At 27.9% G+C, this 19747-nt stretch carries 27 protein-coding genes; 26 read left to right on the top strand and 1 reads right to left on the bottom strand.

What is annotated here, in order from left to right; genetic code table 11:
- Positions 1-78: 78 nt before the first annotated feature.
- The 24 genes from JMO20_RS17400 to JMO20_RS17295 all read left to right on the top strand — a co-directional run bounded on the left by JMO20_RS17400 (position 79) and on the right by JMO20_RS17295 (position 16841).
- On the top strand, positions 79-387 hold the full coding sequence (locus tag JMO20_RS17400; protein ID WP_202710974.1) for a TIGR04104 family putative zinc finger protein: 309 nt from the start codon (positions 79-81) through the stop codon (positions 385-387).
- A gap of 110 nt (positions 388-497) precedes the next feature.
- Positions 498-1130, top strand: a complete 633-nt coding sequence (locus tag JMO20_RS17395; RefSeq protein ID WP_202710973.1) for a hypothetical protein — start codon at positions 498-500, stop codon at positions 1128-1130.
- A gap of 59 nt (positions 1131-1189) precedes the next feature.
- Entirely contained in the window at positions 1190-1720 is a 531-nt protein-coding gene (locus JMO20_RS17390; protein ID WP_202710972.1) for a DUF7010 family protein, read from the top strand.
- 97 nt (positions 1721-1817) lie between these two features.
- Positions 1818-2180 (top strand): NUDIX hydrolase, encoded by a 363-nt coding sequence (locus JMO20_RS17385; protein ID WP_202710971.1) that lies wholly within the window; start codon positions 1818-1820, stop codon positions 2178-2180.
- Between the two features lie 99 nt (positions 2181-2279).
- The gene (locus tag JMO20_RS19860; protein ID WP_207753545.1) at positions 2280-2420 is read left to right on the top strand and encodes a hypothetical protein; all 141 of its coding nucleotides are present in this window, start codon (positions 2280-2282) and stop codon (positions 2418-2420) included.
- Between the two features lie 119 nt (positions 2421-2539).
- Positions 2540-3271, top strand: a complete 732-nt coding sequence (locus JMO20_RS17380; RefSeq protein ID WP_202710970.1) for a hypothetical protein — start codon at positions 2540-2542, stop codon at positions 3269-3271.
- Positions 3272-3421: 150 nt separating this feature from the next.
- The gene (locus JMO20_RS17375) at positions 3422-4228 is read left to right on the top strand and encodes a multinuclear nonheme iron-dependent oxidase (protein ID WP_202710969.1); all 807 of its coding nucleotides are present in this window, start codon (positions 3422-3424) and stop codon (positions 4226-4228) included.
- A gap of 357 nt (positions 4229-4585) precedes the next feature.
- Positions 4586-5038, top strand: coding sequence for a MotA/TolQ/ExbB proton channel family protein (locus tag JMO20_RS17370; RefSeq protein WP_202710968.1), 453 nt, complete (start codon positions 4586-4588; stop codon positions 5036-5038).
- An 85-nt stretch (positions 5039-5123) separates the two neighbouring features.
- Positions 5124-5855 carry an HAD family hydrolase gene (locus tag JMO20_RS17365; RefSeq protein WP_202710967.1) on the top strand — a complete coding sequence of 244 codons (732 nt, stop codon included), beginning with the start codon at positions 5124-5126 and terminating at the stop codon, positions 5853-5855.
- A 190-nt stretch (positions 5856-6045) separates the two neighbouring features.
- Positions 6046-6513, top strand: a complete 468-nt coding sequence (locus JMO20_RS17360) for a GNAT family N-acetyltransferase (protein WP_202710966.1) — start codon at positions 6046-6048, stop codon at positions 6511-6513.
- A gap of 42 nt (positions 6514-6555) precedes the next feature.
- The gene (locus JMO20_RS17355) at positions 6556-8349 is read left to right on the top strand and encodes a M1 family aminopeptidase (RefSeq protein WP_202710965.1); all 1794 of its coding nucleotides are present in this window, start codon (positions 6556-6558) and stop codon (positions 8347-8349) included.
- A 90-nt stretch (positions 8350-8439) separates the two neighbouring features.
- Entirely contained in the window at positions 8440-9141 is a 702-nt protein-coding gene (locus JMO20_RS17350; protein WP_202710964.1) for an HD domain-containing protein, read from the top strand.
- A gap of 39 nt (positions 9142-9180) precedes the next feature.
- Positions 9181-9588, top strand: coding sequence for a cytidine deaminase family protein (locus JMO20_RS17345; protein ID WP_202710963.1), 408 nt, complete (start codon positions 9181-9183; stop codon positions 9586-9588).
- Between the two features lie 55 nt (positions 9589-9643).
- On the top strand, positions 9644-9772 hold the full coding sequence (locus JMO20_RS20490) for a hypothetical protein (RefSeq protein WP_279380169.1): 129 nt from the start codon (positions 9644-9646) through the stop codon (positions 9770-9772).
- Between the two features lie 62 nt (positions 9773-9834).
- The gene (locus tag JMO20_RS17340; RefSeq protein ID WP_202710962.1) at positions 9835-10437 is read left to right on the top strand and encodes a hypothetical protein; all 603 of its coding nucleotides are present in this window, start codon (positions 9835-9837) and stop codon (positions 10435-10437) included.
- A 209-nt stretch (positions 10438-10646) separates the two neighbouring features.
- Positions 10647-11342: a nucleotidyltransferase domain-containing protein gene (locus JMO20_RS17335; protein ID WP_202710961.1), complete on the top strand. Its 696-nt coding sequence runs from the start codon at positions 10647-10649 to the stop codon at positions 11340-11342.
- A gap of 66 nt (positions 11343-11408) precedes the next feature.
- Positions 11409-12026 (top strand): YIP1 family protein, encoded by a 618-nt coding sequence (locus JMO20_RS17330; protein WP_202710960.1) that lies wholly within the window; start codon positions 11409-11411, stop codon positions 12024-12026.
- 127 nt (positions 12027-12153) lie between these two features.
- Complete coding sequence (locus JMO20_RS17325; RefSeq protein WP_202710959.1) at positions 12154-12642, top strand: GNAT family N-acetyltransferase; 489 nt, start codon at positions 12154-12156, stop codon at positions 12640-12642.
- 134 nt (positions 12643-12776) lie between these two features.
- Positions 12777-13559, top strand: coding sequence for an APH(3') family aminoglycoside O-phosphotransferase (locus tag JMO20_RS17320; protein ID WP_202710958.1), 783 nt, complete (start codon positions 12777-12779; stop codon positions 13557-13559).
- A gap of 137 nt (positions 13560-13696) precedes the next feature.
- Entirely contained in the window at positions 13697-14167 is a 471-nt protein-coding gene (locus JMO20_RS17315; protein ID WP_202710957.1) for a GNAT family N-acetyltransferase, read from the top strand.
- Between the two features lie 35 nt (positions 14168-14202).
- The gene (locus JMO20_RS17310; RefSeq protein WP_202710956.1) at positions 14203-15078 is read left to right on the top strand and encodes a hypothetical protein; all 876 of its coding nucleotides are present in this window, start codon (positions 14203-14205) and stop codon (positions 15076-15078) included.
- 110 nt (positions 15079-15188) lie between these two features.
- On the top strand, positions 15189-15728 hold the full coding sequence (locus JMO20_RS17305) for a nucleotidyltransferase family protein (RefSeq protein ID WP_202710955.1): 540 nt from the start codon (positions 15189-15191) through the stop codon (positions 15726-15728).
- A 30-nt stretch (positions 15729-15758) separates the two neighbouring features.
- Complete coding sequence (locus JMO20_RS17300; protein WP_202710954.1) at positions 15759-16316, top strand: hypothetical protein; 558 nt, start codon at positions 15759-15761, stop codon at positions 16314-16316.
- A 69-nt stretch (positions 16317-16385) separates the two neighbouring features.
- Positions 16386-16841, top strand: a complete 456-nt coding sequence (locus tag JMO20_RS17295) for an SPASM domain-containing protein (protein ID WP_202710953.1) — start codon at positions 16386-16388, stop codon at positions 16839-16841.
- A gap of 115 nt (positions 16842-16956) precedes the next feature.
- Here the strand turns inward: JMO20_RS17295 and uvsE are convergent, their stop codons facing one another.
- Entirely contained in the window at positions 16957-17919 is a 963-nt protein-coding gene (gene uvsE, locus JMO20_RS17290; protein WP_202710952.1) for a UV DNA damage repair endonuclease UvsE, read from the bottom strand.
- A 279-nt stretch (positions 17920-18198) separates the two neighbouring features.
- Between uvsE and JMO20_RS17285 the strand changes: the two genes are divergently transcribed.
- Both JMO20_RS17285 and JMO20_RS17280 read left to right on the top strand, forming a co-directional pair.
- Positions 18199-18765: a GNAT family N-acetyltransferase gene (locus tag JMO20_RS17285; protein WP_202710951.1), complete on the top strand. Its 567-nt coding sequence runs from the start codon at positions 18199-18201 to the stop codon at positions 18763-18765.
- 27 nt (positions 18766-18792) lie between these two features.
- Complete coding sequence (locus tag JMO20_RS17280) at positions 18793-19626, top strand: DUF2785 domain-containing protein (RefSeq protein ID WP_202710950.1); 834 nt, start codon at positions 18793-18795, stop codon at positions 19624-19626.
- The last annotated feature ends 121 nt before the right edge of the window (positions 19627-19747 follow it).

Raw genomic sequence — 19747 nt, 5'->3', positions numbered from 1 at the left:
AAGCTAAGAACATAAAGATTTTCAAAGATGAGAGACTTATGATATAAGTAAAATTAATTATTAAGTGGAGTGATTTTTTTGATTAATAAATGCTGTAAATGTGGCAAAAAAATAAGATGGTCATCTAAGTTAGGTTCATTGATGAAGGGGTATGCACCAATAATATGTAATGCTTGTAATCAAGAATATACATTCAGTATTTGGTCTAGACTTTTAATTGCTCCATTGATACCTTTGCCAATTCTTTTGAATATTATATTCCATGACAACATGTTTGAAATATTTGGTAAATACAGTTTGCTATTTTACATTTTATATATAATAACCATTACATTACTAGTACCGTTTATTGCTAGGTATGAAATAGTGAATGCACAAGGGAAATAGTATATCACAAAGAAATCAAAAGTTGCATTATAAAACTTAAAAATCCTATTGGTTTGAGAAGTAATTCGCAAATAAATAGGATACTTTCATTTACTTAAGGGGGAGTTGTTTTGTTAGAAAAGTTCAAGAAAATTTTATTGTTTATAACTATTATATTTATTACTGTCAATGTAGGATGTAGCAATAAAAGTGAGAAGGATAAATCCATTGCATATATTTCAGCAAATGAAGGCTCGGATTATCAGAATACATTTGAAGAATTAAAACTAGGAGTAGTATCTGATTTTGACTTGAAGTTAACTAAAGCTAATAAAAGTTGGGTTAATATATGGGTTGAAGGGTATAAGGATGGAAAAGCTATTGAACCATTTCCTCTTACAAAAATTTCTTATGGTAGGAGTCCTACAGAAGTTCATGAAGGGAATATGGGATTTGGAATAATTAAGTCCAATAATAAACCATTATTCTTTTTATATGCACCAAATGTTAGCAGTTCTCTCGATACTATAAATAGTGATATTTTAAATGATTTTTTTGTCAGTACTTGGGACTATGCTTTTAAAAGCGATGAAACAATCAAGTTAAAGTATGGAGAAGAGAAGCTAATAGGAGTTTATAGACAAGGGAAAAAACAAATAAGAACAGGATATAATTATCAAGATCCAGCTTCTGTAAAACAAATGATAGAAGATGATTATATAGTACTTTTACTTAAGATAAAAATAGAAGAGGTAAATGAATAGTAAAATTATTTTTCTATTATTTATAGGAAATTAAATATTTAATGAAAGTGGGAAATTAAATGAACTTAGAAGAGTTAAGAAATGATTGTGCTATAAAACAAAAGAAAGGCTTGCATTTTATAATAGCTTCAGTTTTTATTTGGATGGCAATTTCTATAGTTCAGTTAACATCATTACCAATGTTAACCAAAAATCTACTGGTTTTCTGTTTCACAGCTCCACTTATGCCATTGGCATTCTTCATATCAAAAATTATCAATGTAGATTTTCAGAATAAGGATAACCCTTTAACAAAGTTAGGTGTAATATTTTCTTTTAATCAAATACTCTATTTGCTAATTGCAATGTGGGTGTATCCAACTGTTCCAGAAAAAATGTTGATGATAATTGCAATGATTTTTGGCGCTCATTTATTGCCATATGGATGGTTGTATAAATCTAAGAGCTATACTTCATTTGCTGTTATTATTCCTTTCTTGGCGTTGATTATAGGGTTAAAATTTCAGCCATTTGTTCTGGCTTTTGTTATGATAGCTATAGAGCTAATATTCAGTGTTTGTTTAATTGTAGAAAATAGAAGGTTATATTGAGTTGAAAATTAATATATGAAGTAGTTTGGAAATATAAATATATATTGCTGAGAAAAGAACATTGCAAATAGTAGTATTTTATCTGGAGGTTGAAATTATGGTTAACTTAAAGTCATATAAAAATTTAAGAACTGTTGGAGTTTTTATTTTATATAAAAATACTTTCGCTTTTATGATTGGACCAAACAAATCCTTAGATAAACTAGGTATAGTTAGATTTGGTGGTCATATTGAAGAAAAAGAGTCAGCTATAGAATGTATTACAAGAGAAATTGAAGAAGAAACATCTAGTGAAGTTGAAATTGTAAATTCGCCTATAACATATTATAAAAATGATTGGGATTCTGGAGAGTGTATTAAAACAAATGACAGTTTACCATTCTCTAAAAGACCTGTAATAATATGTGTTGATGATAATAGATCAACAATAATTTTTTATCTTATGCTAAGAAAGAGCTAATACCATCAGCTGAAACAAATGGAATAATATATCTAAATAAAAATTATGTTAAAAGAGTCTGTAATTCTAGAGTATTATTAAAGGATTTTATACAAGCTGGTGGGAAAGATTGTTGAACAGAGAAAACTAGATCCAAATCTAGAAATGTATGCAGGTCCACATTTGAGATTTTTAAATTACCTAATAAATGCTAATGAACACCTTATAAATGATTTTATGAATAATGAGCATTTACTGTAGAGACTGATTGAAAAAAGCTTGAAGAATAAAAAAGTGATTAGTAGAAACAAAAAATTACTGGTGGGAATAATTATTTCAATTATTAGGATTAAAAAAAGGATGAGGAGGATTATATCAACATGTTTAGACGATTTCTTACAATGCTAATTTTTTTAACAGTTTTATTAAGTATAAGTAGCTGTAATCAATCAAGTAATAATTCTGAATTAAATAATGAATATCAATCTGAAAAAAATATAGATATTGATTGGGTAAATTTTATAAAACTAAATGGAATTCAGTATGTCGACACTAATTTTTCTGTAGACAATGAAAAATTGGGACCGAAAATTGATGAGGTTAATTTTAAATTATCAGGTAATATTAGTGACACAAATTATGAAATTAAGGATGGAGATGCTGCATATTTAGAGAAGGGAACTCCAATTTACAGTATTAATGGATACAATAGTACTTTTCGTATAGCGGTAAAAGATAAAGATCAAGTTATTGTATATCAAGTGTTTTCCAACCCAAATGCAAAAGTAGGCTCTGATATAGCAGATATTTTTGATAAAGTAGATTTTATAAGAATAAACAATAGCGAAAATGGAGAGGTCATAGCTACAATAACAGAAGAAAAGACAGTTAAAGATATAACTGATATGCTTCTAAATTCTCCAGTGGAGATATCATCTGATAGACAAGCAGAAAAACTATATTTAGTAGCATTTTATCTTAAGGATGGCTCAGAGTTCAAAGGAGCGTACTCTCTAGAGAATAATCAATTTACAAGCGTATATATGAAGTTTATGTTACCACCTGATTTTCAAATAGCTATTGAAGAAGAGATAAAACTTGATTCTGAGTAATGACATGAAAGGATGATTTGTTTGTGTACAAGCTATGTCTATAGAAGGGATAATGAATTTTGATAATGATAGTAAACAATTTAAAATCATTCTAAGAAAGTTTTGTGAATCACTTTAAAGCGAATCGAATAAATAAAGGGGAGACTAGATATGCAAATTGGCTGTAATTACTCTGAAGAACTCTTACAATTATTAAATGAAAAGAAAGTAGATGTTGATTATATTAAAATAGCAATAGATGATGTATGTAAAGACCATTTAGAAGTAGCAAAGGCTACTAAGCCTATAATGGTTCACTATATGGGGCATGAGGAACGAGCCACTATGAATGATTTTGAGAAAATTGACTTTGATTGGATTAATGAGAAATTAAAATACTTGAAATCACCAATTAGTGCATTGCACTGTTATATTGAAAAAGAGGATTTTGAGACAGATGATCCTTCATATGATGAAATAATGGAGCGATTAGAAAATGTGCTTAGACGTTGGAAAAAGGAACTTTGTGTACCTCTAGCTATAGAAAATTATCCTTATTCCCTATATTACGATTCTTTGGGTAATCATCATTTAACCTCAGAACCAGATATATTTCATAAGATGTGCCAACAATTAGATTTAAAAATAACTTTAGACATTGGACATGCTAAAGTAAGTGCCCACCATAAAGGACAATCATTAAAATCATATTTATTAGAATTTCCTCTTGATAGAGTTATTGAATTACATGTGAATGGAACAATTAATGACCAAATTCATGGAGTAAAAGATAAACATTTGGAAATGGAAGAAGAAGATTATGAAATAGTTGAATGGCTACTTGATAAATGTTCAATTCAATACTTAACTTTAGAGTATGGGGGAATAGGGAGACCGAAAACTACAGGGCGAAGTAATATTGATGCTATAGAGAGACAATTAAATCGATTATATGAGATAAGAAATAGAATGAAATAAAAGACCTATGATAATATGCAAAATAATTAAATCTAAAACCGATTTTAGTAATTTAATAGATAGATCAAATGAAAAGTATTGTTTTAAATATTAATTTTCATATTAACAAGAAAAAATATAAGCTAATGAAAAACACTGATTTATCTCGGTGTTTTTTGTCATTAAAAGAAAAATAATATGAGGAAACAATTAAGTTAATAAACTAATCCTATTTTCGACACTTTACAACAAATTGCAATGTTTAGTAATGATATAATGATGTGCATAAGTATAATTAATAGGTAGTATTTTATAGATGTTTTCAAAGGAATATTTTTAGAAACTAAGTTGATTATAAATTAATTAGGGAGGTATTTTATGTTTCTATTAGGTGTTTTAGCATGGATGATTATTATAGTAATTTCAGTAGGTGTAGCTGACTTAAATTATTTAATTTATTTGCCCAGTATTTTATTTGTACTCTTATCCAATTTAGCTATTCTAATTTCAACTAATAGCTTTAAATCATTGCTTCATGGATTTAGAATTTTGATTTTAAATAATATAGAGATTAGGAAATCAGATTTGGATGAAAGTATAAAAACATTTGAGTTATTAATAAAGTCTTCAATTTTAATTAGTTTATTAGGATTTATAATTGGGACAGTAAATATGCTACATCGTCTAACAGATCCATCTAGTGTAGGACCTTATATGTCACTAGCATTGCTTATTATCTTTTATAGTATTGTTTTAGATTTAGTAGTATTAATACCTGGAAATTTTTTGCTTAAAAAGAAAGATAACTTAATCAAAGAATCTAGTAAATAGATTATAAGATACTAGCTTCTAGCAATGGAAAATACATTGGAAATTTAATATAAACTACTTGAAGAAGTAACATATGGAGGATATTATGATAAAACCTAAGATGATTATTTTTGATTATGGACAAACCCTTATAAATGAAAAGGAGTTTGATGTTTTTGCAGGTACAAAAGCAGTTTTACTAAATGCAGCTAAGAATCCTAATAATATTTCAGTTAAGGAAATTCAAGGACTAGCAACTGAGCTAAATAAGGAAATAGGTAGATATGTGATTGACCTAGATAAAGAGTCAGTTTTAGAAGTACATAATCATATTTTTCAGAAATATCTTTATGAATACTTTGATATAGAATTGACTAAACCTCATGAAGAAGTAGAGAGAATTTTTGAAAAAGCAGCAATTAGTTCAGAGACAACTAAAAATATTGAAAATCTTCTATTTTATCTAAATGAACAGAAAATTAGGACAAGTGTTATTAGTAATATTTCTTTTAGTGGAAGTTTATTGAAAGAGAAAATTGATACTTATATTCCAAATAACAACTTTGAATTTATTATAGCTAGTAGTGAATATGTTTTTAGGAAGCCACATAAGCGAATTTTCCAGCTTGCACTTAGAAAAGCAAAATTAGCTCCTAGGGACGTTTGGTATTGTGGAGACAATGCTGTATGTGATGTTGATGGTGCATCAAACTGTAGGATATTTCCTGTTTGGTATAAAGGGGCTATTAAGGATGTCGAGAAAAAAACACCGCAAAGTAATCATCTGGAGATATATGATTGGTTCGAACTAAGAGATATACTAGAAAGGATATCATAATATAAAAAGGTGGTAAATTAACGTAATTCATCTAGATAGGAGTGGAAATAAAGAGGGCAAGTGGGTAATAAAATTTCTAAATGAAATTATCGATTATGTTGAAAAGAACTCATAGATTGTAAATATGGGATATAGGTTAGTTGTGTTATAAAAGAATATTATTAAAATTATGGATGGAGAATGATAGACTATGGAAGTGAAGACATTACATAAAGGTGATATTAGTTGTGCCCTTAAATTAATATGGGAAGTTTTTGAGGAATTTGAAGCCCCTGATTACTCTAGTGAAGGGATTGAAGAATTTAGAAGATTTATATCATACGATAAAATCATTGATAAGATTAACAAAAATACAATGTGCTTCTGGGGTTGCTTTGAACAAGATATATTAACAGGCGTAATAGCAGCAAGAGGATTAAATCATATTAGCATGTTATTTGTTAAAAAAGAGCATCACAGAAAAGGGATTGCTAGAAAATTAATTCAAACAGTAAAAGAAACTTGTATAAGAGAAAGTAATAGTAATAAAATCACTGTTAATTCTTCTCCATATGCAAAAGAGTTTTATCATCGTTTGGGTTTTGTTGATACTGATAAAGAACAAGTTACTAACGGAATCAAATTTATCCCAATGGTTTATATAATTAAGAAATATTAGTATTTAAGGAGTATTAATAAATTTTTCGATTGGGGGGATAGTATGAAAAGCTTATTTAACTATTTTCGATTCATACTATATTATATTTGCTACAGATGGATAGAAGGTAAAGGAAGTAATTTATATTTTAATATTAATGAAAGAAAAATGTCTCTATATATTAATTTTGAGAAGAAGACTCTGGTTAATAAGGCTCTATATTCTATAAGTAAAGTAAAGAATAGAAGAAGGATTACTTTTTGGATAGGCTTCAGAGAAGAGATTAAAATTAAAAAAGTTAATTTAAATAAAGTGAAGCATGATAACTTCAAACTATATTCAGTAGTATTACCTTTCTTTAATTATAAGGTAAACTATTTGGTCTTAGATAAAATAGAAGGTTGGAGGAAAAATGAGGAGTTAGATGTTTCTATAGACTATGAAATTAAAACGGGTAACTATCGTGATGATATGTCGACGATATTAGAAAACTATATTGAAAATGATGAATTTCACTTATATGCATTATGGTATCCTATTCTAGGAAATAAGATTAAATTAAGTGAGCTTTTATCAGGGGATATTCCAGAAGCAAACAAATGTCCCTTTGAAATAAATGTTTCTCTATCAAAAAAAGGAATTGTCGTGGGAGAAGGAGAAGTAACACAAAAATCTTATTTAGAATATAGAATCAAGAGTTTTCGAGGTGAAAAAAACAAGATTTTCTTATGTGGAGGGAAGTTAGACAAAATATGTTATTCATCAAAGAATCTTGATATAAATTTCTATTATAGACACTCAAGACAAAAGGACTTTCAAAACTTGCAACATACTTTATTTGAAGGAATAGATGATATTATTAATAATCTAAATAACTTTCAATTAAATAAACTAAACCTATATGGTCTTCCTATTATAGCTGGAGGGTATGGACTCACACATGGAATAATTATAAATGAAAATTACTTTGTTGATTCTGATAATATAGACAATTATTCTAAATACAGTCTTATTTGGCATGAATTTATACATCATTGGTGGGGTAATAGGATAACATCAGATGGAATAGGAAAATTTTTATTGACTGAAGGTATGACTGTTTTGTTTGAATGGATTACCAATAGGAATATATTAGGTGACGAGTATTTTAATTTGGTTATTGAAAATGCTCAGAAAGATGTATTGGAAATAACAGGATTCGATAGGTCTTTAGCTAAGGCTAATAGAGTTCCTCCCTTTGGAAATGTCATTATTTATAAAAAAGCTCCTCTTGTTCTATATCAATTAATGAATATTGTTGGTGAAGATAAATTTATAACTTACTGTAGAGCTTTTCTAGAAAACAAAGGCTGCTATGAGTGGAAAGAATTTTTGAATGGACTTGAGTTATATTGTGATATAGATTTAACTTCATTCAACCTTAAATGGATTAATGAAAGACAAATACCTAATAATTCTGAGGAAAAGTCTATAATACTTACAGATAAAAGGTCTACGAATGAAATAAAATTAGATACTAAAATATCTAAATATAAGAAAAATAGAGATCATAAAAAATTATTGGACTGGTTAAAAAAACTAAGCATTAGTGATGATTACTGGAATAAATATTACTATTATCTAGGGATTTGTTATTTTAAAGAAGATAATATTAAAGAAGCGTTAGTTTGTTTTGAAAAAATGGATAAAGAAAAAGATATAAAATACTATTGGGAAGGTAAGTATCAAGAAGTAATTATTAAAAAGAATATATTAAATAATGAGGAAACTATTCAATATATACACAGTATCTTAAAAGAATTATATCCAATTAAAAACATGCGAAATTTGTTAAAAACTTATGAAGAGTTGAGATGAGTAGTCATTAAAGAAACTAAAATATTGAATATATAATAATATTTAATTTCAAATTTTAGATTATATATTATTGACTGGGGTTGTGTGTTCATGAATGAAAACATTATAAGCAAAGCTAAAGAATTTTTATATTCCTATGTAAAAGATAAAAAATTTGATTATAAAACAATACACCCGTGGAGAAATAATTGGGAGTTTGTTATTCTTCACTCTCTTAGGGTTGAAGGTTACGTCAGGAAAATATTGAATAAAGAAAACCATAGTTTGTCTAGTGATGAAGTTTTGACTGTCAGGTTAGCAGCTATATTACATGATATAGGGAGAATTCACCAAAGAGAGAATCACGCACTCTTGAGTAAAGATATAATTGCTAGCTGGATAAGAGGAAACCAGATAATGAATGTAGAAAGTAAAGAATATAAGAAATTATTATTTTTAGTTGAAAGACATTCTGATAAAAAAAGTAAAGAAAATGATTATAGTCTAAAGGTATTAAGAGATGCTGATACACTTGATGAAATTGGTGTTCTATCAATTTTTATGGCGTCGAGTTGGATAGATAGAAGTAATCCATTGTTTTTCAACATGCTTTTGGATAGAGTAGAAAACTTTGAAATAAGTTTTTGTGATAAAAAACTTGAGATGTTAAGCACAGAAAGTGCAAAATCAATATTAACTGAAAAACAGAAGTTTATAGAATTGTTTTGTCATCAACTAGAAGATGAGCTGTTTGGCACGGAATTATTTGGACAAGTTAATATAGAAGAATATTTTGAGAATATGACGAAATAAAAAAATATATAATTATTTAGATTATAAGGTGGGAGATTGATGGATAGCAAAATAAAGATAATAACAACATTTGATGATTTATATAAAGCTGCTTTAAATACATTAAATCCAAAACAGCTTTCAAAGAATTCATATTCTGGAACTGTTGCAGCAGCTATTTTAAGCGAAAGTGGAAAAATCTATACTGGTGTATGTATTGATACACCAGCTTCGATGGGATTTTGTGCAGAGCATTCAGCCATTGCTACCATGATTACAGCTGGTGAAAATAAAATATTAAAGCTTGTTGCAGTTTATAAAGACGGAAAAATAATACCTCCATGTGGAAGGTGTAGAGAATTTATCAGTCAAATTCATGATAAAAACTACGAATGTGAGGTTATGGTAAGTAAAGATAGCATTGTAACTATTAGTGAACTATTACCTTATCATAGGGAATATAAATAAAATTTAGCTAATATAATTGTGTTAAATAGACGTCTTTTAGATAGGAGGGGAAATAATGCAATTTTTTATTTCTATAGGTATTTTCTTTGCAGGATTAGGAGTTTTATTCATAGGTTCAGCTCTATTTTGGTGGGTTTCAATATATGAAAAAATACATTTACCAAAAAAACCAAAAGAACAATAAGTTGATTCTCACTACAAAAGATTATTTTTAGAATTAGTATAACTGACTATGGGGGATATTAAATGGTACAAGATAAGTATCTTAAAATCTATGATGAAGGGCCTAAAACTTTGAGAAAAGAAGGTTTTAGATTAATTATTACTGGAGTAGTACTCATGCTGGTTGCACCGAGCATATCGTATCTTGACTTTGACGATTATGAAATCATTGTACTAATATTATTAATATCTATTTGTGAAGTTTCTGGTGTGTTAATAATTAGTAATGGAAGAAGAAAACTCAAGAAAGCCTCTAAAATTAAGCTTTCAGATTCTGAAATATCAAAAGTTTCATATAAGCTTGAGCAATTTAAAAATATGAAAATAGATATCGAAGACTTAGATAAATCCATAGAAGAGGCTGATGCTGAGTACTTCTTTGATCGCCCGGTAAAGATAGCAAATACAGATTTAAAAGATATTTTGTTAAAAGTAAAATATGAAGCAATAGATAAAAATGAAATGCTAGAATGGGTAAATTACATATGGTTTAGTGATTTCTTTATCTTTTCTGATTCAGTAGGGGCAATAATGAACGATTTAGTAAATATATATCATTCTCAAGAAATGCTTAAAAAAGATAAGATTAATCTATTTATCAATAAATTAGAATATAGAACTGATTAATAAGACAAAGACATATTTAAGCACACAATAAAGAATCCATATTAATATGGATTCTTTATTGTGGAATTTATTGTATTAAGTGTTATTAATATGAAATATTTGATATAATTTAATTATTATGTAAAATACATTACAGATTTAAAATTCTGTAATAAAAATGCTAACATTAATATTTCCAATCTAACATATTAGAAAAGGAGAAGACTAAAATGATAAGATCAGACATTATTTATCCATCATCAAATCATAAGGTGTATATTGAAAAAGTTTATGGTTACTGCAGTAAGAATAATCTCGCTATGCTAATGAAAGGTTCCCTAGCAAATAATAATTCAACAAAATATTCGGATATAGATCTAATTGTAATTGGAGAAGATTTAGATGAAAAAATTGATGAGTTAATTTTGATTCACGGTAAGCCAGTTATGATAAATTTCACAGAGAATCCTAAAGGGATAGTAATACTAATCTATGAAGACGGACTTAGTATTGATTTAGATGTTAGAAAAACTATTTCTTCTAGAGAACTTAATGAGAGCAAGATTCTACTAGATGTTAAAGAAGACTTTATTGTGAGTAATGAAGAAGTACTACGATATGATTTGAATTCTAATTTAGATTCAAATAAACCTTTGTGGTATCGAGTATTACGCTTAATTCATAAAGGGACTGTAAAGTATTTATCGAATAAAACTGAAAGTGCATATAACTTTTTATTGGAAATAAAGGAAAATCTTATAGATTTAGAAATCTGTGACTTGAGGTTTGATGATTCATTTGAAGGAGATATTGAAATTATTTTTAATGAGATTTGTAATAAATATAGAGTTAGCATTGATATTCAAAAAGTTTTCAAGAGATTGTTTGATGATTTCAATATTATTAAGGATTATAGGAATCAATAATAATAAATCTAGCATATTATTATTTTTTTATTTTATAGTTCTATTTCTAAGGAGCTGATGATAAAGATGCTTAAATTAATGTTTAAAATGATTCTTGCTCCAAGCTATCATATTAAAGATGCTGATGAAAAATATGGTGATAAAGGCACAATTCTAATATTTTTATTGAATACAATTTTATTTATGTTTTTGAATATTGTAATATATGATAAAGCTTTAGGAAGTGTTTTTTTAACATTCAAAGATGCAATAATTAATTCAGTTATTTTAGGTATACCTATTGGGATTTTCACTTTATTTGGAATTGCTCATATTTCAAAACTTCTATTTAAAATGATAGGAATTAAATTAACAGCTAAAGCAATTAGAAGCTGTATATCATGGGGGAGTATCACTCTATTATTTGGGAATATTGTATCAGTGATTATTAGAGTTATAACCATATTGACTATTGAAACAGATGTCATGTTTAGACCTAATTTTTCTAGTTCAATGTATATATTAGTTATATTTATTTTTACATTAATATGGTCCATAGCTTCTATTTTTACATGTGTGAAAGAATTTGCATATACTGACAAAATTAATATTTTCATTACAGTCTTTGTTCCAATTATTATATTGATAGAAATATCTAAATATCTAACAGAAAAGATATACTTTTTAATTATGGTTTATCTATAGTTTAATCTAGTATTCTAACTAGTATTCTAAGTACATCTTAGGCAATAATAGATTTTGAACAGTAGGTGCTATTGGAAATAGATAGGAATAATTAAAGGATAGTTTGAAATTTTAAGGAGATGACTATATGAATATACGGATTGCTACAGTTGATGAAATGAAGGAATTATGGGAATATAGTGGTTCACCGACATATAACTATTTTGTAGATGGGATATATGATGAAAATATAGAGTTTTGGACTGTTGAAGATACTAAAGAAAATCAGCTTATAGGTGAACTATACATTTTTTGGAATTCAGAAGATCCTGACGAAGCTGATGGGGTTAAAAGAGCATATTTATGTGCATTTAGGATTCAAGAGGAATATCAAGGAAGAGGCTTGGCAAGTAAGTTAATGAAGGTAGTACTAAATAGAGTTAAGAGCAAAGGTTTTTTTGAAGTTACAATAGGTGTAGATAATGATAATTATGAGAAACTTAAGAGTATTTATAACTCATGGGGATTTAGTGAACTCATTAAGAAACAGCACTATGATTATCATTATTTGGACCCTAATAATGATCCAGTGTACTTCGATGAACCATCTGACCTATATTTAAATAGACTTGATTAAATTATATTATATAATAGGGTGAAGTTTTTCTAGAACTAAATTAAGTCTTATAAAATAGAAGAAATGAAGTTGTGAACTCAACTAAAGATTGGATAGTAAAAACAATAAAGTATTAACGGAGAGAGGAGATCATAATGAATTATGAATTGCCAAAGAAAATAAAAAATTACTTAGTGAATCATGAACTTGAAAGAGTTCCCGGTGGAATGTCAGGGGCAGAATTGCATAAATTCATAGTCGAAGGTAAGGAATATTTTCTTAAGATTATAGATGTTAATAACAAATTTTCTGGGGAACTTGAAGTTGAATATAAGCTTCTTAAATGGCTTGAGGAACGGTTTAAAGCTCCACAAATTATAGAATTCAAAAAAAGTGAAAATAATTTTTTTCTACTAATGACTGCCATTGATGGAGTTACATTAGAACAATATTTAAGTCAGAGTGCTTCAATTGAAGATACTGTAAAAATATATGCTGAGAGCTTAAAATTGATACATAGTATTGATATAACTGGATGTCCTAATATAGAAAGTGATGATAATATGCTTGTAGAAGCAAGAAAAAATCTAGAACTGGGTATTAAACAAAGTGATTTAGATGGCGAGTTCAGAGATATTAGTCCAATAGAATTATATGATAAATTAGTATCCCTCAAACCTCAGAGCAATGAAAATGTTTTTATCCACGGCGATTATTGCTTAGATAACATAATTATTAAGGAAAATAAATTAAACGGCATTATCGATTTAGGAAGAGCTGGAGTTGGTGATAAATATAAAGACATAGCATTAGCTGTTCGTACTATTAAAGGAGATCTTGGTGAGGAATGGCTTGAACTATTTTTTAGTACTTATGGTATTGTGAAACCTGATTGGAATAAAATAAAGTTTTATATTATTATGGATGAATTCTTTTAATATTGGACAAGGCTTATAAGAGTATTCCATATTAAGGATATTAAAATAACATAATTACGAGTGGACAGTGAAGCTGAATATATATGGAACTAAAGTAGATGATAAAAATAATAAGGATCTATGAGGAGAAGATTACTATGGAGTTAAGATATATTAATTTTGAGAAAGATAAGGATATAATCCTTAAATTTAGAAGAGATACCCATATAATTAGTAATGGAGCAGAAGAGGGGTTTGATGAAGATGCCTATTTAAATAGAATGAGGAGGAGAATCAATAAATTTCCGAATGGACAGCTCATTGTTGAAAAAGATAATAAAGCTATTGGGCAACTAGGACTCCTGGTTAGAGATTATTGTGGAAAGTCAATTGGTTATATCAATTTAATCTATCTGATACCTGAATATCGTGCTAGAGGATATGGTAGGGAAATGTTAAAGTATGCTGAAGAGTTCTTTAGAAAACTATCCTTAAATGAATATCATTTAAGAGTTTCATCAACTAATAAAAATGCATTTGAATTTTATAGAAATTTTGGCATGAAAAAAATATGTGAAGAAAATAGAAAGAATAAAGTATTCCTTATGGGAAAAGTTTTGGACAAGTAAGGCTTTAGATAGTTTTATGCAAAGGGGAGAATTATATGGAAGGCAAGGAACTTAATCTAAAAAATTTCACCACAGTAATATTAATAATAATCATTTCTATATTAGTGTTTTGGACATTCAATTTAAGCAATCAATTGCAGCAAGTAAAACATAGAGTAAGCCAACTAACATTTGATGTTAGCAATTTGACCGAGCAGATAGATGTACTAAAAAATAAATATGAAATTATAGCTGATACAAATTATAGTGTGAGCAAAATAAAAGAAAATGATGAAATCTTGGCAAAGACTGATATAGAAATTACATCAAATAAGTTACAAGATTATAGGGAGTTGAAACTATTATATCGCAAGGCTTTTGATTCAACTAAAGGAGAAAATTATGATTATTCCAAAGAGAAGTGGAATAGTGTAAAATTAGTTGATAATACAGGAATATTTAAAAGTGAACTAGTAGTACCTTTTTCTAGCAATTATGAGTTAAAGGTTTCATTTATGGATGATAATAAGATAAGGTATGAAGAGATTCCATCCTTAGATTTATATTCAAAATCTGAAGCAACATTTATGAAAGACATTAATATTTATAAAGTTAATAATGATAAGTTGGAATTTGACGCACAGATTGCGAAATTTAGGTTTATTGACGATACAAAGCTGATTAAAGCGATTTGTAATGTATATTATGATAACAAAGAAATTAAATCAATTGATATAATTGAGGCTAATCAAGAGGATAATAGGAAAGCTCCTAGAAAACAGTTAGAACACGATGGACAAGATTATTGGTTCATAATTGAAGAAGTAGATTTAAGTAAAATTAATAAATTAGATAAATCTAAAATAACAATAGAAATTGTTTTAGAAGATTCATTAGATAATACATATAAGAGGATTGAAAGAGTCGAGTAAAGTTCTGTTGGGAAAGATAGTATTTTTAACATATAACTATAAACTTTTCGATGTAAATTAGGTTCTTATGATTCAAAATATTTTTATAAATAAGTTTTAGGGGTGACAATATGCTAGTATGTCCGAAGTGCAAGAATGAATACAGGGAAGGTTTTAAAATATGTAGTGATTGTAATGTTAATTTGGTAGAGAAAGAAGAAGTTTCAGAGCAAAAAGATAATTATATGGAAACTGAACAGGAAATGGAACTAGTTTTTTTAAAAAATATATCTGATGGATTTGAAAGTGATACAGTTATATCTTTGCTAGAGTCAAATGATATTATTGTTTTTGAGAAACAAAAAGGATCAGGTCAATTGCTAAAAATTTATGGTGCAAGGAATTGTCAAGGCACCGATTTATATGTACCAAAGCATCAGATTGAAAAGGCTGAGGAAGTAATAGAGTTTCTAGAGCATAATTCATCGGATTCTGATTATTTTGAAGAGAAAAGCTCTGAAGAAGAAGGATTAATTGAAAGTGTAGATACTAAAGAATTCGAAGAAAATGAGGATATATCTAAAAATAAAAGTTTTAGATGGGTTATTTTATTATTTTGCATTATACCTGTTTTGATTCTAGTTCTAATCTATATGAGACAAATATTTTAATAATATCATACTTAGCAAAGGAGATAAGATATGGATTCTGAGCAGTATATAATTAAGAAAAAATCAAGAATAATAATTATTATAATACTAATAATGGTTATTAGCTATATTTATTATATTTTTCCAAGAGATGTTGAGACGAGTATGGTAGGTATTAAATATGACAAAGATAATGATAGTCAAGAAGAGGTTACAATAAAGTTTAAGGGATATGTACATAGAAAGGTTTTAAAAGCTACTATTTTTAAAGGAAGTATTTTTATCAATGGTATTGAATATCCTAAAATTAAAATATCAACTTATTTTTCTGAAAATCAGAATTATTTTAATGAACCCATACTTTACTATGACCCTTCACTGGGCGGAGGTCAAAAAGGAAATCTATATATTGAACCAGGTGAATATGTGCTATTAGGAAATGTAATACTTGATAAAAGGTTTGAAAAATGTGTAATATCTTTAGTTGAAGAGAGCAGTAAGAATTCATTTTCTGAAAATGGTGAAGTAATTGCAGCACCGGCAAATTCAATGCAAGAAGCAACTACTTTATATAATAAGATGAAAAAATCTGTAGTACCTGGTGATTAAGCAAAATTAGGGGGATAATCATGACCAATAGATATATTAATTTAGAAAGATTAGAATTTTTCGTTACTAATGAATGTGGTTCGAGGTGTAAGCACTGTTCTGTACAAAGTAAAAATACTTCAAATTGGGAATGGCAATGTACTATACCCAGAGGGAGCAGCTATTGAAAACTTACTAGACTATTTACCACAGAAACAATATTTCTCAACTGGTAAATGTGGAGACGTACCCTATACTGATCCCCTTGATAAAATTAAATCATTAAGTATTGACCCCAATGGAGATGTAATCATTTGTAGGGATTTTAGTATTGGAAATATTATCAAGATTGATATCATTGAAATAATAGATAATTATGACCCTTATGAAAATGAACAGATGAAAGTAATTTTAGAAGAGGGAGTACAAGGTTTGCTAATACAAATGAAGAATAAAGGGATAAGGCTTGATTCTGAGGAGTTTTTCTCAATTTGTGATATGTGTGCAACCCTTAGAGAAAAATCAAGACAATATGAAGGATTATGAAGTGTTATAACGAAATCCCTATAAGATAAGGAATACCCTTAATAACAAAGATATCCTATCATTCACCTGAAGGAGTCTTTGCTATTAAGGGTAATTAACTTTCTAAGATAACAAGCTACATTTCAAAGGTGGAATTATTGATTATTTTAAAGTTCTCATTCTCTTTTATATTTTCCATGAGGTTAAATAATGCCACGTTTTTATTTTTTGCTTCTATCATTATATCAAAATCTCTGTTTACCTTTTTAGCATTTTTCATAAAATCATAAAAGAAGTTAAAATCCACATTATCTGCATGGGCTCTTTTTTTCTTATCAGATTTAGGGCTAGATATATGAATTTTAGGTGATAGCTTTTGGTTATTCCAGGTATCAAATATCTGCTCAAGGAGATTATCTAAGTTATCTTCTTTGTGGTTACACCAATGATGATGAATGTCTACTACCATAGGAATATTAAGTTCTTTAGTAATTTCCAACACATCTTCTATATTATATATCTTGTCATCGTTTTCTAAAATAATTCTATTTCTAATTTCCTCAGGTAGTTTCCTAAAGTTATCTATAAATCGTAGCTTTGTTTTCTCTTTTGAATCATATTTACCACCTATATGTAGAACTAACTTACCTTCAGATGAACTTAGTCCCATAGCATTCATAATATTATTATGGTAAATCAAATCTTTTATTGATGCCTCTACGACATCTTCTCTAGGTGAAGAAATAATAGTAAAATGGTCTGGGTGGGCACTTATTCTCATATTATTTTCTTTTATAATATTGCTAATACTATTATAAATTTTTGTATACTCACTTACATAATCCCATTCAATAACGTTATTATGAGTAGCTAAAGGAACTATCTTAGAAGTTAATCTATATACTTTTATATTATGAGATTTATTATATAAAAGAATCCTTCTTGTATTTTCTAAATTTTTTTCAGTCAATTTATTAAGTTTGTATAGCTTTAATTCGTCATCTTTTAATTTTTCATATCTTGTATATGTAATTGTTTTAGAAGGAGAGCAGTCTTTTAAATCTATAGCCATTGCTACATAGCCTAATCTAACTTTCATCAAAATCAAATCCTTTCGAAATAATTTATATATAGCTAACTTTAAGAGTCAAGTTTATTTAAAAATAGTTAACATATAAATTCACATATCTTAGTCTATGTATTTTTAGCTGATTTTAATTATTTCTTAGTACTTATCTTTAATATAATATTTGTATCTTTTTAAATAGATAAAATTTAATAAAATAAAACTAGAATAGAATTCTAGTAATGTTACTTAATGGTATAATAATAATTAGGACATCGAACTAAATTGTACAATTAATCTGGAGGTGAACATGTGGAAATTGTGTCACTGAATAAAAATGATGATAAATACATTATTCAAGCAGCAAAGCTATTAGTAGATGGATTTAAAGAAAATTGGCCAAATGGGTGGCCTACTTTAGAGAGCGCATTGGAAGAAGTTAATAATTGCTTCCAAGATGGTAGGCTTTGTAGAATTGCAGTAGACAATACGGACCAGGTATTAGGATGGATAGGCGGAATAAGTCAATATGATGGCAATGTGTGGGAGCTACATCCTTTGGTAGTAGATTCTAGATTTAGGAAAAGAGGCATTGGAAGAAAATTGGTACTAGATTTAGAGGAACAGGTGAGAACTAAAGGTGGAATAACTATTCAACTGGGTAGTGATGATGAGAATAACATGACTTCTTTATCTAATGTTGACCTTTATGATAATCTATGGGATAAAATTAAAAATATTAAAAATTTTAAAGGACATCCATATGAGTTTTATCAAAAGATTGGATATAAGATTATTGGAGTAATGCCAGATGCTAATGGGTTAGGAAAGCCAGATATTTATTTAGGAAAAAGAGTTATTAAGGGTGAAAATAAGTAAATTGGTGTTAGTAGAGGGGGATGAGGTATGTATAGAGATAAGATTGCTTTAAAGAAAAAGTTAATTGAAATTAAAGAAAATGATTATAAACCAACAGAAGATATTAATTATCTAGGACTCACTGAGTATTTATTAAACAATATTGGTGACACTGATCCAGAGTTAAGAGATGATTTGATATATAGAGTATTCGCTCACTGGATTATTAGAGGAGTTTATTCTGCGGATGAGAAAAAAGAAATTCTTTATAAGGTACTTAATGAAGAGTATTTGTTTTATAAAATAGGTGAAATAGGAACTGACTCAGTATTTAGAAGGACCTTCTCTGTATTACTTCCTCCTCTTTTGGTTGGAACTCATGTTGAAGATTCATATCTATCAGCAGAGGATATTCAATTGGTTAAAGATAAATTAATCGAATATAATAAGAAAGAAAAGGATTTAAGAGGCTTTGTAGCTAATAAAGGGTGGGCACATTCAGTCGCCCATACTTCTGATGGTTTTGATGAATTAGCCAAGTGTAATACTATGAATAAATTTGATTTGATGGATATACTGGACGCAATCCATTATAAGATGTTTACCAATGAGTATTTATATTATAATGGTGAAGATGAACGAATGGCTGTAGCTATTATTAGTATTTTGAAAAGAAAGTTAATTAGTGGGGGAGAATTAAAAAAATGGATTGATAGATTTATCGATATTAATAATACTGGTGACTATTCTGTAGATCACATAGTGGTTTCAAATGCTAAAAATTTACTTAGAAGTCTATACTTTAGATTAAAACAAGAAGAAGGATTAGATGATTATTTTGACAAGGTGAAAATTACATTAGAAAATAATAAACTGCAATAAATTGATTTGCATGTTTCTTAATAAATATCAACATATATCTATATAGACATTAATAATATATTGTTTATTTCTCCTAACTGTAATATTGTAAAATACTAATTTAATGGATATAATTCTTAAT

The sequence above is a fragment of the Sporosalibacterium faouarense genome (genome assembly GCF_016765695.1).
GTDB lineage: Bacteria > Bacillota > Clostridia > Tissierellales > VENL01 > Sporosalibacterium > Sporosalibacterium faouarense.
The sequence above is the reverse complement of the archived record's forward strand: the minus strand, read 5'-3'. Positions and strand labels throughout refer to the sequence as shown.

Coding starts and splice junctions, on each gene's coding strand:
- JMO20_RS17390 (WP_202710972.1), top strand. CDS start 1,190: ATGAACTTAGAAGAGTTAAGAAATGATTGTGCTATAAAACAAAAGAAA.
- JMO20_RS17385 (WP_202710971.1), top strand. CDS start 1,818: ATGGTTAACTTAAAGTCATATAAAAATTTAAGAACTGTTGGAGTTTTT.
- JMO20_RS17380 (WP_202710970.1), top strand. CDS start 2,540: ATGTTTAGACGATTTCTTACAATGCTAATTTTTTTAACAGTTTTATTA.
- JMO20_RS17375 (WP_202710969.1), top strand. CDS start 3,422: ATGCAAATTGGCTGTAATTACTCTGAAGAACTCTTACAATTATTAAAT.
- JMO20_RS17370 (WP_202710968.1), top strand. CDS start 4,586: ATGTTTCTATTAGGTGTTTTAGCATGGATGATTATTATAGTAATTTCA.
- JMO20_RS17365 (WP_202710967.1), top strand. CDS start 5,124: ATGATAAAACCTAAGATGATTATTTTTGATTATGGACAAACCCTTATA.
- JMO20_RS17360 (WP_202710966.1), top strand. CDS start 6,046: ATGGAAGTGAAGACATTACATAAAGGTGATATTAGTTGTGCCCTTAAA.
- JMO20_RS17355 (WP_202710965.1), top strand. CDS start 6,556: ATGAAAAGCTTATTTAACTATTTTCGATTCATACTATATTATATTTGC.
- JMO20_RS17350 (WP_202710964.1), top strand. CDS start 8,440: ATGAATGAAAACATTATAAGCAAAGCTAAAGAATTTTTATATTCCTAT.
- JMO20_RS17345 (WP_202710963.1), top strand. CDS start 9,181: ATGGATAGCAAAATAAAGATAATAACAACATTTGATGATTTATATAAA.
- JMO20_RS20490 (WP_279380169.1), top strand. CDS start 9,644: ATGCAATTTTTTATTTCTATAGGTATTTTCTTTGCAGGATTAGGAGTT.
- JMO20_RS17340 (WP_202710962.1), top strand. CDS start 9,835: ATGGTACAAGATAAGTATCTTAAAATCTATGATGAAGGGCCTAAAACT.
- JMO20_RS17335 (WP_202710961.1), top strand. CDS start 10,647: ATGATAAGATCAGACATTATTTATCCATCATCAAATCATAAGGTGTAT.
- JMO20_RS17330 (WP_202710960.1), top strand. CDS start 11,409: ATGCTTAAATTAATGTTTAAAATGATTCTTGCTCCAAGCTATCATATT.
- JMO20_RS17325 (WP_202710959.1), top strand. CDS start 12,154: ATGAATATACGGATTGCTACAGTTGATGAAATGAAGGAATTATGGGAA.
- JMO20_RS17320 (WP_202710958.1), top strand. CDS start 12,777: ATGAATTATGAATTGCCAAAGAAAATAAAAAATTACTTAGTGAATCAT.
- JMO20_RS17315 (WP_202710957.1), top strand. CDS start 13,697: ATGGAGTTAAGATATATTAATTTTGAGAAAGATAAGGATATAATCCTT.
- JMO20_RS17310 (WP_202710956.1), top strand. CDS start 14,203: ATGGAAGGCAAGGAACTTAATCTAAAAAATTTCACCACAGTAATATTA.
- JMO20_RS17305 (WP_202710955.1), top strand. CDS start 15,189: ATGCTAGTATGTCCGAAGTGCAAGAATGAATACAGGGAAGGTTTTAAA.
- JMO20_RS17300 (WP_202710954.1), top strand. CDS start 15,759: ATGGATTCTGAGCAGTATATAATTAAGAAAAAATCAAGAATAATAATT.
- JMO20_RS17295 (WP_202710953.1), top strand. CDS start 16,386: ATGAATGTGGTTCGAGGTGTAAGCACTGTTCTGTACAAAGTAAAAATA.
- uvsE (WP_202710952.1), bottom strand. CDS start 17,919: ATGAAAGTTAGATTAGGCTATGTAGCAATGGCTATAGATTTAAAAGAC.
- JMO20_RS17280 (WP_202710950.1), top strand. CDS start 18,793: ATGTATAGAGATAAGATTGCTTTAAAGAAAAAGTTAATTGAAATTAAA.